Here is a 13,094-nt window from a genome sequence, read left to right as displayed (position 1 = left end):
CCATGAGTGCAAAGAAACTGGCGCGCAAGGCGCGTCTGCTGCGCTGGGCCATGAACCTGTATCCGCCCTACCTGGGCGCCGGCGTGCGGGTGCGGCAGATCAGCGCGGACTTCCGTCAGGTGCAGGTGAAAATGGGCCTGGGCTGGTATAACCGCAACTATGTCGGCACCCAGTTCGGTGGCAGCCTGTATTCCATGACCGATCCCTTCTTTATGTTGATGATCATGGAGAACCTGGGTCGCGATTACATCGTCTGGGACAAGGCCGCGCGCATCGACTTTATCGCCCCCGGCCAGGGCCCGGTATATGCCGACTTCAGTATCGACGACGGCTTGCTCGACAGCATTCGCCAGCACACCGCCGACGGCGACAAGTACCTGCCCGAGCTGCATGTTGAAGTGCGCGACGGCAGCGGCAGCCTGGTGGCGCGGGTGCACAAGACGCTTTATGTGCGGTTGAAGCCCCGCGTTCGGCAGGCCGCTTAAGAAGCTATTCAGGGCCTGCTGCGCGTCGGCTAAACGGCGTCGGGAACGACCTTTATCTTTATTCGCGAGCCCTGAACCGGCTCTTAGGAAGAATGATGCAAGCGGATCTGATCATCGTAGGCGCCGGCATGGTCGGCAGTGCCCTGGCCCTGGCGCTCAAGGAGCAGGGGCTGGATATCATCCTGATCGATGGCAGCCCCCTCAGCGTCAAACCCTTTGACTCCAACGCAGCCTTCGAGCCGCGGGTCAGTGCCCTGTCCCTGGCCAGCCAGCGGGTGCTGGAGCGCATCGGCGCCTGGCCCGGTATCGCCGCTCGGCGTCTCTGCGCCTATGGCGAGATGCAGGTGTGGGACGGTTCCGGCACCGGCCAGGTGCATTTCAGTGCCGCCAGCGTGCACGCCGAAGTGCTCGGCCATATCGTCGAGAACCGGGTGGTGCAGGACGCCCTGCTCGAATGCCTGCACGAAAGCCCCATCGGCCTGCTGCCCGGCGCCCGCCTGGAGCAGTTGCGCCGCTCCGGCGACGGCTGGCTGCTGACCCTGGCGGATGGCCGTGAGCTGCGCGCGCCCCTGGTGGTGGCCGCTGATGGCGCCAACTCGGCGGTGCGCCGCCTGGCCGGTTGCGCCACCCGCGAATGGGATTACCTGCACCACGCCATCGTCACCAGCGTGCGTTGCAGCAAGCCGCATCAGGCCACGGCCTGGCAGCGTTTTACCGACGACGGCCCGCTGGCCTTTCTGCCCCTCAGCGGCCCGTCTGGCGAACACTGGTGCTCCATCGTCTGGTCGGTCACCCCCAGCGAAGCCGAACGCCTGATGGGCCTGGACGATGAGGCCTTCCGCCGCGCCCTGGGCTTCGCCTTCGAGCACCGCCTGGGCGAAATCCTCCAGGCCGATCCGCGTCTGTGCATCCCGCTGCGTCAGCGCCACGCCAAACGTTACGCCGAACCCGGTCTGGTGCTGGTCGGCGACGCCGCCCACAGCATCCACCCCCTGGCCGGGCAGGGCGTCAACCTGGGCTTTCTCGATGTGGCAGTGCTGGCCGAGGTGCTGCTGCACGCCCACGCCCGCGGCGAGGCCCTGAGTGATATCAAGGTGCTGAGCCGCTACGAGCGCCGGCGCATGCCGCACAACCTGGCGATGATGGCTGCAATGGAAGGCTTCCAGCGCCTGTTCCAGGCCGACCCCCTGGCCGTGCGCTGGCTGCGTAACAGCGGCCTGAACTGGGTGGACGACCTGCCCGAAGCCAAAGCCCTGTTCGTACGCCAGGCCCTGGGCCTGTCCGGCGATTTGCCGGCGCTGGCCAGGGCCTGAGTGCGCTGCCTTGGCCTGGGGGCCTGTCACCGAAACGGCGAAATTGATCCGGATCATGGACGCTTCAATCAGGTAGGTAAGAATTGTTGAGAAACTAAATGGTATTCACTACTATTTGATTCCTTACTTTCTTAACCGCGAGGCCGTCCCATGCAGCTCAGCAAGTCCTTGTTCGCCGCGTTTACCCTTAGCGCCCTGGCCGGTGCCGTGCAGGCCGCCGATGAAGTGGTGGTCTACTCCGCCCGCATCGACGAGCTGATCAAGCCGGTGTTTGATGCCTATACCGAAAAGACCGGGGTCAAGGTCAAGTTCATCACCGATAAGGAAGCGCCGCTGCTGGCCCGTCTGCAGGCCGAGGGTGCCAACACTCCGGCGGACATGCTGATCACCGTGGATGCCGGTAACCTCTGGCAGGCTGAGCAGGAGGGTGTGCTCAAGGCCCTGGACTCCGACGTGATCGAGGCCAATATCCCCGCCCAGTACCGTTCCAGCACCGGCAGCTGGACTGGCCTGTCGCTGCGCGCGCGGACCATCTTCTACTCCACCGAGCGGGTGCAGCCTAACGAGCTGTCCACTTATGAGGCCCTGGCCGACAAGAACTGGGAAGGCCGTCTGTGCCTGCGCACCAGCAAGAAGGTCTACAACCAGTCGCTGACCGCTACCCTGATCGAAACCCACGGCGCGGAGAAGACCGAGGAAATCGTCAAGGGCTGGGTCGCCAACCTGGCCACCGATGTGTTCCCGGACGACACCGCGCTGCTGCAGGCCATCGACGCCGGCCAGTGTGATGTGGGTATCACCAACACCTATTACTACGGTCGTCTGGTCAAGCAGCAGCCCAACCTCAAGGTCAAGCCGTTCTGGCCGAATCAGGCCGATCGCGGTGTGCACGTCAACCTGGCAGGTGCCGGTGTGACCAAGCATGCGCCCAATGCCGAGGCCGCCCAGAAGTTGCTGGAGTGGATGACCACCGAGGAAGCCCAGGGCCTGTTCGCCGCTCTGAACCAGGAGTTCCCGGCCAACCCGGCGGTGCCGGCCTCGCCTGAGGTGGCTGCCTGGGGCAGCTTCAAGGCCGACTCCATCGCCACCGAGGTGGCCGGTAAGCGTCAGGCCGAGGCCACCATGCTGATGGATCGCGCTGGCTGGAAGTAAGCGCGCCGCCGTCAGTGGCTGGCGTGTGAGCAGGCTGGATGTCGTTGCTACGCGAACCCGTCCTGCGACTGCAGTTATACTCGACGCCCCGGCCTGGTCCGGGGCGTTGTGTTTTTCGTCTTGAGGATTTTGCGTGGCCCATCCTGCCCAGCGCCGTTGGTATCCCGTCGCCTTTGCCGTTGCCCTGCTGGTGCTGCTGCCATTGAGTGTGCTGCTGCTGAGCTGGCATGAGATCGATCGGCAGATCTGGGCGCACCTGTGGCAGACCCAATTACCGCGCCTGATGGCCAATACCGGGGTGCTGGTGCTGGGGGTGGGGGTGGGGGTCACCCTGCTGGGGGTCAGCCTGGCCTGGCTCACGGCCCTGTGCGAGTTCCCCGGGCGGCGCTGGCTGGATTGGGCGCTGATGCTGCCCTTCGCCATTCCCGCCTATGTACTGGCATTTGTCTTCGTCGGTCTGCTGGATTTTGCCGGGCCGCTGCAAACCCTGCTGCGTGACTGGTTCGGCAGCGACCTGCGCCTGCCGCGGGTGCGCTCCACTGGCGGGGTGATCATCGTCCTGGTGCTGGTGTTCTACCCCTATGTCTACCTGCTCGCGCGCAACGCCTTTCTGGCCCAGGGCAAGGGCCTGATGGAGGCGGCGCGGGTGCTTGGGCTGACGCCCTGGCAGGCATTCTGGCGCGTGGCTCTGCCCATGGCGCGGCCCGCCATCGGCGCCGGTCTGGCGCTGGCAATCATGGAAACCCTGGCGGATTTCGGCGCGGTCTCGGTGTTCAACTTCGATACCTTCACCACCGCCATCTACAAGACCTGGTACAGCTTCTACAGCCTGACCAGCGCCACTCAACTGGCCAGCCTGTTGCTGCTGGCCGTAATGCTGGTGCTGTATGGCGAGCGCCGTGCCCGCGGTGCGGTGCGTCCGGTCAATGAGCGGCCGCGGGGCAAGGCGCTGTATCACCTGCGTGGCGGCCAGGCGCTGGCCGCCAGTTTCTGGTGCGGTCTGGTGTTCGCCTGTGGCTTTGTCATCCCGGTGCTGCAGTTGCTGGTGTGGTTCTGGCAACGCGGGCGCTTCGATCTGGATGAGCGCTATGTTGCCCTGATCCTGCACACCCTCTACCTGGGCGGCATGGCGGCGCTGATTACGGTCAGCGTGGCCCTGGCCCTGGCCTTTGCCCGGCGCCTGGCGCCGACCCGGCTGATGCGCACCACCGTGGGGGTGGCCAACCTGGGCTATGCCCTTCCGGGTTCGATGCTGGCGGTGGCAATCATGCTGGCGTTCAGCTGGCTGGACCGCGAGCTGGTGATTCCGTTGTCCAGCGCCCTGGGTGGGGCCGGCAAACCCTTGTTGCTGGGCAGCCTCTCGGCGCTGCTGCTGGCCTACCTGATCCGCTTTATGGCGGTGGCCTATGGGCCGCTGGAAAACAGCCTGGCGCGCATTCGTCCGTCCCTGCCGGAGGCGTCGCGCAGCCTGGGGGTGGGTGGTGTGGGTCTGTTCTTCCGTGTCTATCTGCCGCTGCTGCTGCCCGGTGCCCTGTCGGCAGCGTTGCTGGTATTCGTCGATGTGCTCAAGGAAATGCCGGCCACCCTGCTGATGCGCCCCTTCGGCTGGGACACCCTGTCGGTGCGCGTTTTTGAAATGACCAGCGAGGGGGAGTGGGCGCGGGCCGCGTTGCCGGCCCTGACCCTGGTGCTGGTGGGGTTGTTGCCGGTGATTCTGCTGATTCGTCGTTCGGCGCGGCGGATCGGCTAGCAGGCCGTTGAAAAACTACCTGCGTGGGCAATCCTGCGTTAAAAACGGCCTCAAAATGCTCATTTACAACACGTAAACTCCGCTTTTTCGGCCGTTTTTGCCTTGTCTTGCCTGCCTCGCCTACGTTTTTCAACGGCCTGCTGGTGCGCGGCGGTTAGTCGCGCAGGGAGATTACCGGCCAGCCGCGCTCCAGGGCGGTAGTGCGCAGTATCTCGTCCGGGTCCACGGCCACCGGGTGGCTGGCCACTTCCAGCAGGGGCAGGTCATTGCGCGAGTCGCTGTAGAAATAGCTGCCGTCCAGGCTATGACCGGTTTCCTGCAGCCACTGGTCAAGGCGCACCACCTTGCCCTGCTGATAGCAGGGGATGCCGGCGATCTGCCCGGTGTAGCGGCCGTCCTGCATGCCGCATTCGGTGGCCAGCAAGGTCTCCACACCCAGGCGCTTGGCGATGGGGGCGGTGACGAAGCGGTTGGTGGCGGTGATGATCACCAGCTTGTCGCCGGCTGCGCGGTGCTGCTCCAGCAACGCTTCGCCCTTGGCCAGGATCATCGGCTCGATCACCTCGGCCATAAATTCACGGTGCCATATCTCCAGCTGAGCCATGCCGGTGCGGCCGAGAATGGCCTGGCTGAAATTCTGGTAGGCCACCACGTCCAGCTTGCCCGCGCAGTAGTCCGCGTAGAAGGCATCGTTGCGCGCCTGGTATTCGGTGGCATCCACCAGACCGCGCTGGCAGATAAAGTCGCCCCAGCTGTGGTCGCTGTCGCCGGCGAGCAGGGTGTTGTCGAGGTCGAATAAGGCCAAACGCACGGGAGCACCTGTGAGCACAAAGCAGAATGGGCGCCAAGGATAGCGACTTTTCCGAGCCTTTCCCATTCGCCCGCACCCCTCATGGCCGCTTGCGTTGCTGCTGCCGCGGGCTTTGTGGAACAATGCCGTAACATGCGTTTACGAGGTTGTGCGCCGTGATTGACTCGGATGGTTTTCGCCCCAATGTCGGCATCATTCTGACCAATGATGTCGGCCAGGTGCTGTGGGCGCGTCGGATCAACCAGGACGCTTGGCAGTTCCCCCAGGGCGGGATCAATGACCATGAGTCCCCGGAAGAAGCGCTGTACCGCGAATTGAATGAAGAAGTGGGCCTTGAGCAGCAGGATGTGAAAATTCTCGCCTGCACCCGGGGCTGGTTGCGCTATCGTCTGCCCCAGCGTCTGGTGCGCACTCATAGCCAGCCGTTGTGCATCGGGCAGAAGCAGAAGTGGTTCCTGCTGCGCCTGACCGGTGCAGAGGAGAGGGTGCGCATGGACCTGACCGGCAAGCCGGAATTCGACGGCTGGCGTTGGGTCAGTTACTGGTATCCCCTGGGACAGGTGGTGACATTCAAGCGCGAGGTGTATCGCCGCGCCCTCAAGGAACTCGCGCCGCGCCTGCTGGTGCGGGACTGAAGCCAACTTAGAGTCGAGCCATGCTCAATACCCTGCGCAAGATCGTCCAGGAAGTAAACGCCGCCAAGGATCTCAAGGCGGCGCTGGGCATCATTGTGCAGCGGGTGCGCGAGGCCATGGGCAGCCAGGTCTGTTCGGTCTACCTGCTTGATCCGGAAACCAACCGTTTCGTCCTGATGGCCACCGAGGGCCTGAACAAGAAGGCCATCGGCAAGGTCAGCATGGCCCCCAACGAGGGTCTGGTGGGCCTGGTTGGCACCCGCGAGGAGCCGCTCAACCTCGAACATGCCTCCGAACACCCGCGCTACCGCTACTTCGCCGAAACCGGCGAGGAGCGCTACGCTTCCTTCCTCGGCTCGCCGATCATCCACCACCGCAAGGTGATGGGCGTACTGGTCATCCAGCAGAAGGAGCAGCGTCAGTTCGACGAGGGCGAGGAAGCCTTCCTGGTGACCATGAGCGCTCAGCTTGCCGGGGTGATCGCCCATGCCGAGGCGACCGGTTCGATCCGTGGTCTGGGCAAGCAGGGCAAGGGCATCCAGGAAGCCAAGTTTGTCGGTGTGCCGGGCTCGCCCGGTGCTGCCGTGGGCACCGCGGTGGTGGTGCTGCCGCCGGCCGATCTGGATGTGGTGCCGGACAAGACGGTGGACGATATCGCCGCCGAACTGACCCTGTTCAATAACGCTCTTGAGGGGGTGCGCTCGGACATGCGCGCCCTGTCGGCGAAGATGGCCACTCAGCTGCGCCCGGAAGAGCGCGCCCTGTTCGATGTGTACCTGATGATGCTGGAAGACGCCGCCCTGGGCAGCGAGGTGGTGAAGATCATCCGTACCGGGCAGTGGGCCCAGGGTGCCCTGCGCCAGGTGGTCAGCGAGCACGTCAATCGCTTCGAACTGATGGACGACGCCTACCTGCGCGAGCGCGCCAGCGACGTCAAGGACCTCGGTCGGCGCCTGTTGGCCTATTTGCAGCAGGCCCGGCAGCAGGCCCTGGTCTACCCGGACAACTGCATTCTGGTCAGCGAGGAGCTGTCGCCGACCATGCTCGGCGAGGTGCCCGAGGGCAAGCTGGTGGGCCTGGTCTCGGTACAGGGCTCGGGCAACTCCCATGTGGCCATCTTTGCCCGAGCCATGGGTATTCCCACGGTCATGGGTGCGGTGGATCTGCCCTACTCGAAGATCGACGGCATCCAGCTGATTGTCGACGGCTACCACGGCGAGGTGTTTACCAACCCCAGTGAGGCGCTGCGCAAGCAGTATGCCGATGTGGTCGAGGAAGAGCGGCAGATGGCCCAGGGTCTCGACGCCCTGCGCGCGCTGCCGTGCGAAACCCTCGATGGCCATCGCATGCCGCTGTGGGTCAACACCGGCCTGCTCGCCGATGTGAAGCGCGCCCAGGAACGCGGCGCCGAAGGGGTCGGTCTGTACCGCACCGAAGTGCCCTTTATGATCAAGGAACGCTTCCCCAGCGAGAAGGAGCAGCTGGCCATCTACCGCGAGCAGCTGGCGGCCTTCCACCCGCTGCCGGTGACCATGCGCAGCCTGGATATCGGCGGTGACAAGGCCCTGAGCTATTTTCCGATCAAGGAAGAAAACCCCTTCCTCGGCTGGCGCGGCATCCGCGTCACCCTCGACCACCCGGAAATCTTCCTGGTGCAGACCCGCGCCATGCTCAAGGCCAGCGAGGGCCTGAACAACCTGCGTATCCTCCTGCCGATGATTTCCGGCACCCAGGAGCTGGAGGAGGCCCTGCACCTGATCCACCGTGCCTGGGGCGAGGTGCGTGATGAAGGCACCGATGTGCCGCTGCCGCCCATCGGCGTGATGATCGAGATTCCCGCCGCGGTCTATCAGGTGCGCGAGCTGGCGCGTCAGGTGGACTTTCTCTCGGTGGGCTCCAACGACCTGACCCAGTATCTGCTGGCGGTGGATCGCAACAACCCCCGGGTCGCCGACCTCTACGACTTCCTCCACCCGGCGGTGCTGCAGGCCCTGGTCAAGGTGGTGGAGGGCGCCCACGCCGAAGGCAAGCCGGTCAGTATCTGCGGCGAGATGGCCGGCGACCCGGCGGCTGCGGTGCTGTTGATGGCCATGGGTTTCGATGGCCTGTCGATGAACGCCACCAACCTGCCCAAGGTGAAATGGTTGCTGCGTCAGCTGAGCATGGGCAAGGCCAAGGAGCTGCTGGCTCAGGTGATGAGCATCGACAGTCCGCAGGTCACCCATAGCACCCTGCAGCTGGCCCTGCGCAACCTGGGGCTGGGGCGCATGATCAACCCGGCTTCGGATATTCAGGCCTAAGCAGACTTTCTGGCTCCCCCCGTAGGGTGGATGACGCGCTTTTCATCCACCCTACACCCGTACCCTCAACACCTGATCCGCACCTCCCCCACTGGCTCACCATCCGGGCCAAAGCTGCGTTCGATAATCTGCCAGCCACCATCGGCCTGCAGGACCAGCGCCGTGCTGGCGCGGGTGCCGTAGCCAGGGCTGACGATAAAGGCGCTGGACAGCAGGCGCTCCACCTCAAGCGTGACCCCGGTTTGCGGCAGTTCTTCGTCCGCCGCGCGCGCGCGGTCGGCCAGCAGCGCCAACAGGGCATCCGGCTCGGGGCGGTCGAGGCATTGGCGCAGCGCCTCGCGGGTGCGCTGTAGCTTGGGCCAGGGTGTATTCAGGCTGGCGTTGGATAGCCCATAGACGCCCGCAGGCAGGCGCCGTGGCTCGCCTTCGTGGGAGTTGAAGTGATAGAGCTGCTGGCGGTCGCCCAGGAGCAGGTTGAAGCCGCTGTACTGCTCGTGCTGGATCTGCCGGAGATAGTCGGCTGGGCTCAGCTTGCCCTGCAGGTAGCCGCTTACCAGCTCGCCCCGGGAGCGCGCACCCTCGGCCTGGCCCGGGTCGCGGATATTGGTCAGGGCGGCAAAGCGCCCAGCCGCATCAATACCCAGCCAGGTGCCACCGGCCTGCAGGTCGCGCCCGGCCAGCAGCCCCGGTGTTTCCGGCCATTCGCCCAGGGGCAGGCTGGGGCGGGCGTGGAACTCGTCGCGATTGCCCGCCAGCAACAGCGGCAGCGGATGCTCGGGGCGCCAGGCGAAGACGATCAGACACATGGGAACGGCTCCAGAAACAAGAGGTTCAGCTTGCCGCCCGCCCGTACCGCCTGCAACCCTGAAGAGCCGATGCATGTCGCTTTCGGCGCAATGGCCGAGCGGTTACCATTGCCGCCTTGTCTGTGGGGGTGATGATGGAACTGCTGCTTTATCTAGTGCTGGGCGCGGCGGCCGGGGTGTTGGCCGGGCTGTTCGGTGTGGGCGGCGGCATTATCATCGTGCCGGTGCTGGTGCTCAGTTTTACCGCCCAGGGTTTCGAACCGGCGGTGCTGACCCATCTGGCGGTGGGCACGTCACTGGCCACCATCATCTTTACCTCGATCAACTCGGTAATCGAACACCAGCGCAAGGGCGCGGTGCGCTGGCCGGTGTTTGCCTGGATGACCCTGGGCATCCTGCTCGGTGCCGGTTTCGGCGCGGCCACTGCGGCGGCCATTCAGGGGCCGCTGCTGCAGAAGATCATCGGCGTGTTCGCCATTCTTATCGCCATACAGATGGCCTTCGAATTGAAACCCAAGGCCAGCCGCACGGTCCCAGGCAAGGCTGGGCTGACGGCGGCCGGCGGGGTGATTGGCTGGGCCTCGGCGATTTTCGGTATCGGCGGCGGTTCGCTGACCGTACCCTTTCTGACCTGGCGCAGTGTGCCCATGCAGCAGGCGGTGGCCACGTCGTCGGCCTGCGGCCTGCCGATTGCCCTGGCCAGCGCCCTGGCCTTTATCTGGCTGGGCTGGGACAAACCGGCGTTACCCGAGTGGAGCCTGGGCTTTGTCTACCTGCCGGCCATGCTCGGGATTGCCATCACCAGCATGTTTTTTGCCCGCTTCGGCGCGCGCCTGGCGCACAAGTTGTCGCCGCGCCTGCTCAAGCGCCTGTTTGCCCTGCTGCTGCTTGCGGTGGGTGTGAATTTCCTGATTTAAGGAGTTTTTGATGCTGCCTTACCCGCAGATTGACCCGGTGGCCCTGGACCTTGGGCTGATCAAGATCCACTGGTACGGCCTGATGTATCTGGTCGGTATCGGCGGTGCCTGGTGGCTGGCCTCGCGCCGTCTGGCCGGCTTCGACGCCAGCTGGAACAAGGAAAAACTTTCCGATCTGGTGTTCTGGGTGGCCATGGGCGTGATCCTCGGCGGGCGCCTGGGCTATGTGCTGTTCTACGATCTGGCCGCCTATATTGCCGAACCGGCGAAGATGCTGCGCATCTGGGAGGGCGGCATGTCCTTCCATGGCGGGTTGCTTGGGGTGATGCTGGCCACCTGGTGGTTCGGCCTGCGCAACAACAAGAGCTTCTTCCAGCTGATGGACTTTATCGCGCCCCTGGTGCCGATCGGCCTGGGCGCCGGGCGCATCGGCAACTTTATCAACGCCGAGTTGTGGGGCAAGGCCACCGACCTGCCCTGGGCCATGGTCTTCCCCACCGATCCTGAGCAGCTGGCGCGCCACCCGTCGCAGCTGTACCAGTTCGCCCTGGAAGGCGTGGCCCTGTTCACCATCCTCTGGTTCTACTCGCGCAAACCGCGGCCGACCATGGCGGTGTCCGGCATGTTTGCGCTGTGCTACGGCATCTTCCGCTTTATCGTCGAATTCGTCCGCGTGCCGGACGCCCAGCTCGGCTACCTGGCCGGCGGCTGGCTGACCATGGGCCAGGTGCTGTGCCTGCCGATGATCCTCGGCGGCCTGGGCCTGATCGCCTACGCCTATAACCGCCAGGCTGCACAGGAGGCCGCCCGATGAAACAGTACCTCGACCTGATGCGCCTGGTGCGCGAAACCGGCACCTTCAAGCAGGATCGTACCGGCACCGGTACCTACAGCCTCTTCGCCCACCAGATGCGTTTCAACCTGGCCGATGGCTTCCCCCTGGTGACCACCAAGAAGTGCCACCTGAAATCCATCATCCACGAGCTGCTGTGGTTTCTGCAGGGTGACACCAATATCAAGTATTTGAAGGACAACGGCGTACGCATCTGGGACGAGTGGGCCGACGAGAACGGCGACCTCGGTCCGGTATACGGCTACCAGTGGCGCAGCTGGCCGGCGCCGAACGGTGAGTCGATCGACCAGATCAGCAAGCTGATCGAGATGATCAAGAACAATCCGGACTCGCGCCGCCTGATCGTCTCGGCCTGGAACCCGGCCCTGGTGGATGAGATGGCCCTGCCGCCGTGCCACGCGCTGTTCCAGTTCTATGTGGCGGACGGCAAGCTCTCCTGCCAGCTGTATCAGCGCTCGGCGGACATCTTCCTGGGCGTGCCCTTCAATATCGCCAGTTATGCCCTGCTGACCATGATGATCGCCCAGGTCTGCGACCTGCAGCTTGGCGACTTTATCTGGACCGGCGGCGACTGCCACCTGTACGCCAACCATATCGAACAGGCCGACCTGCAGCTGACCCGCGAGCCACTGCCGTTGCCGACCATGCGGCTCAATCCCGAGGTGAAGGACATCTTCGCCTTCCGCTTCGAGGACTTCGAGCTGCTCAACTACCAGGCCCATCCGCATATCCCCGCCCCGGTGGCTGTCTGACCTGGGTGCAGAGCGGTCATAAGTTTTCCCGGATGACCACCCGCCCCCTTGTCGCTACAATGCGCGCCATTCGCTGCAGCGGGCCTTTGTTCAGGCCCGTGTCGGCTCCCGCGCAAGCGGGGCAAGCCGCCTGATCGCAGCTTCGCCACGCCCGGAAGGAGACACCCATGGGACAGCGCACCCCCCTCTATGACCTGCACCTGGCCCTGGGGGCCAAGATGGTGGATTTCGGCGGTTGGGACATGCCGCTGCATTACGGCTCGCAAGTCGAGGAGCATCATCAGGTTCGCCGCGACTGCGGTGTGTTCGATGTGTCCCATATGACCGTGGTGGATGTGCAGGGGCCGCAGGCCATGGCCTATCTGCAGCGCTTGCTGGCCAACGATGTGGCGCGCCTGCAAAGCCCGGGCAAGGCCCTCTACAGCGCCATGCTCAATGAGCAGGGTGGGGTGATCGATGATCTGATCGTCTACCTCACTGCCGAGGGCTATCGGGTGGTGCTCAATGCCTCCACCCGTGACAAGGACCTGGCCTGGATGCGCCAGCAGGGCGCCGAGTTCCAGGTACAGATCGAGGAGCGCAGCGAGCTGGCCATGCTCGCCGTGCAGGGGCCCCATGCCCGCAGCAAGACGGCCGAGCTGGTCAGCCATGCTCGCGCCGAGCTGATCCGCGCGCTCAAGCCCTTCGAAGGCCAGCCGGAGGGTGACTGGTTTATCGCCCGCACCGGCTACACCGGTGAGGACGGACTGGAAATCATCCTGCCCGCCGATCAGGTGGTGGCCTTTCTCAATGACCTGGTGGGCGCCGGTATCGCCCCCATCGGTCTGGGCGCCCGCGACACCCTGCGCCTGGAGGCGGGGATGAATCTCTACGGCCAGGACATGGACGAAAGCGTCAGCCCCCTGGCGGCCAATATGGCCTGGACCCTCGCCTGGGAGCCGGCGAGCCGTGACTTTATCGGCCGCGCCGCGCTCAAGCGCCAGCAGGATGAGGGCGTGGCCCAGCGTCTGGTCGGCCTGGTGCTGGAAGAGCGTGGCGTGCTACGCGCGCATCAGGTGGTGCGGGTGGAAGGTCTGGGTGAGGGTGAGATCACCAGCGGCAGCTTCTCCCCGACCCTGGGCAAGTCCATCGCCCTGGCCCGGGTGCCGGCCGCTACCGGCGAGCGTGCCGAGGTGGAAATTCGTGGCAAGTGGTACCCGGTGCGTGTGGTCAAGCCAAGTTTTGTGCGCAATGGCAAGGCATTGATCTGAAGCCACTGGGCAATTTTTACCCGCCGGCCTGCCAGTCTGGCGCAGGCCTGCTAAATTTTCCGGACGGCGT

Annotated in this window: 12 protein-coding genes; 10 read left to right on the top strand and 2 right to left on the bottom strand. The window is 64.6% G+C overall.

The window, feature by feature from the left end:
* Nucleotides 1–2 precede the first annotated feature (2 nt).
* From GJV18_RS00635 to GJV18_RS00620, 4 genes are all read left to right on the top strand, one after another.
* Nucleotides 3–485 (top strand): DUF4442 domain-containing protein, encoded by a 483-nt coding sequence (locus GJV18_RS00635; RefSeq protein WP_160342792.1) that lies wholly within the window; start codon nt 3–5, stop codon nt 483–485.
* 95 nt (nt 486–580) lie between these two features.
* The gene (locus tag GJV18_RS00630) at nt 581–1,798 is read left to right on the top strand and encodes a 2-octaprenyl-3-methyl-6-methoxy-1,4-benzoquinol hydroxylase (protein WP_160342791.1); all 1,218 of its coding nucleotides are present in this window, start codon (nt 581–583) and stop codon (nt 1,796–1,798) included.
* Nucleotides 1,799–1,948: 150 nt separating this feature from the next.
* A complete protein-coding gene (locus GJV18_RS00625; RefSeq protein WP_160342790.1) occupies nt 1,949–2,950 on the top strand; it encodes an extracellular solute-binding protein in 1,002 nt (333 codons plus the stop codon).
* A 133-nt stretch (nt 2,951–3,083) separates the two neighbouring features.
* Nucleotides 3,084–4,700, top strand: a complete 1,617-nt coding sequence (locus tag GJV18_RS00620; protein ID WP_160342789.1) for an ABC transporter permease — start codon at nt 3,084–3,086, stop codon at nt 4,698–4,700.
* A 154-nt stretch (nt 4,701–4,854) separates the two neighbouring features.
* On the opposite strand, the gene GJV18_RS00615 is transcribed toward GJV18_RS00620, so the two are convergent.
* Nucleotides 4,855–5,511 (bottom strand): histidinol-phosphatase, encoded by a 657-nt coding sequence (locus GJV18_RS00615; RefSeq protein WP_160342788.1) that lies wholly within the window; start codon nt 5,509–5,511, stop codon nt 4,855–4,857.
* Between the two features lie 155 nt (nt 5,512–5,666).
* Between GJV18_RS00615 and GJV18_RS00610 the strand changes: the two genes are divergently transcribed.
* Both GJV18_RS00610 and ptsP read left to right on the top strand, forming a co-directional pair.
* Nucleotides 5,667–6,146, top strand: a complete 480-nt coding sequence (locus tag GJV18_RS00610) for an RNA pyrophosphohydrolase (RefSeq protein ID WP_160342787.1) — start codon at nt 5,667–5,669, stop codon at nt 6,144–6,146.
* A 20-nt stretch (nt 6,147–6,166) separates the two neighbouring features.
* Complete coding sequence (gene ptsP, locus GJV18_RS00605) at nt 6,167–8,446, top strand: phosphoenolpyruvate--protein phosphotransferase (protein WP_160342786.1); 2,280 nt, start codon at nt 6,167–6,169, stop codon at nt 8,444–8,446.
* A 65-nt stretch (nt 8,447–8,511) separates the two neighbouring features.
* Here ptsP and GJV18_RS00600 read toward each other — a convergent pair whose 3' ends face one another.
* A complete protein-coding gene (locus GJV18_RS00600) occupies nt 8,512–9,252 on the bottom strand; it encodes an NRDE family protein (protein WP_160342785.1) in 741 nt (246 codons plus the stop codon).
* 134 nt (nt 9,253–9,386) lie between these two features.
* Between GJV18_RS00600 and GJV18_RS00595 the strand changes: the two genes are divergently transcribed.
* The 4 genes from GJV18_RS00595 (at nt 9,387) to gcvT (ending at nt 13,024) form a co-directional block, all read left to right on the top strand.
* Nucleotides 9,387–10,169: a sulfite exporter TauE/SafE family protein gene (locus GJV18_RS00595; RefSeq protein ID WP_160342784.1), complete on the top strand. Its 783-nt coding sequence runs from the start codon at nt 9,387–9,389 to the stop codon at nt 10,167–10,169.
* Between the two features lie 10 nt (nt 10,170–10,179).
* Nucleotides 10,180–10,983, top strand: a complete 804-nt coding sequence (gene lgt, locus GJV18_RS00590) for a prolipoprotein diacylglyceryl transferase (protein WP_160342783.1) — start codon at nt 10,180–10,182, stop codon at nt 10,981–10,983.
* Entirely contained in the window at nt 10,980–11,774 is a 795-nt protein-coding gene (locus tag GJV18_RS00585) for a thymidylate synthase (RefSeq protein ID WP_160342782.1), read from the top strand. The genes lgt and GJV18_RS00585 overlap by 4 nt, the downstream gene beginning before the upstream one ends.
* A gap of 167 nt (nt 11,775–11,941) precedes the next feature.
* A complete protein-coding gene (gene gcvT, locus GJV18_RS00580) occupies nt 11,942–13,024 on the top strand; it encodes a glycine cleavage system aminomethyltransferase GcvT (RefSeq protein ID WP_160342781.1) in 1,083 nt (360 codons plus the stop codon).
* The last annotated feature ends 70 nt before the right edge of the window (nt 13,025–13,094 follow it).

Origin of the sequence: Pseudomonas xionganensis, assembly GCF_009763245.1 — a bacterium.
Classification (GTDB): domain Bacteria; phylum Pseudomonadota; class Gammaproteobacteria; order Pseudomonadales; family Pseudomonadaceae; genus Aquipseudomonas; species Aquipseudomonas xionganensis.
Note: the sequence above shows the minus strand (reverse complement) of the source record. Positions and strands in the feature narration are given on the sequence as shown.

What these genes read in the sequence shown, in the direction of transcription:
- gcvT (WP_160342781.1), top strand. Translation starts at nt 11,942, where the DNA reads ATGGGACAGCGCACCCCCCTCTATGACCTGCACCTGGCCCTGGGGGCC.
- GJV18_RS00635 (WP_160342792.1), top strand. Translation starts at nt 3, where the DNA reads ATGAGTGCAAAGAAACTGGCGCGCAAGGCGCGTCTGCTGCGCTGGGCC.
- GJV18_RS00630 (WP_160342791.1), top strand. Translation starts at nt 581, where the DNA reads ATGCAAGCGGATCTGATCATCGTAGGCGCCGGCATGGTCGGCAGTGCC.
- GJV18_RS00585 (WP_160342782.1), top strand. Translation starts at nt 10,980, where the DNA reads ATGAAACAGTACCTCGACCTGATGCGCCTGGTGCGCGAAACCGGCACC.
- lgt (WP_160342783.1), top strand. Translation starts at nt 10,180, where the DNA reads ATGCTGCCTTACCCGCAGATTGACCCGGTGGCCCTGGACCTTGGGCTG.
- GJV18_RS00625 (WP_160342790.1), top strand. Translation starts at nt 1,949, where the DNA reads ATGCAGCTCAGCAAGTCCTTGTTCGCCGCGTTTACCCTTAGCGCCCTG.
- GJV18_RS00595 (WP_160342784.1), top strand. Translation starts at nt 9,387, where the DNA reads ATGGAACTGCTGCTTTATCTAGTGCTGGGCGCGGCGGCCGGGGTGTTG.
- GJV18_RS00600 (WP_160342785.1), bottom strand. Translation starts at nt 9,252, where the DNA reads ATGTGTCTGATCGTCTTCGCCTGGCGCCCCGAGCATCCGCTGCCGCTG.
- ptsP (WP_160342786.1), top strand. Translation starts at nt 6,167, where the DNA reads ATGCTCAATACCCTGCGCAAGATCGTCCAGGAAGTAAACGCCGCCAAG.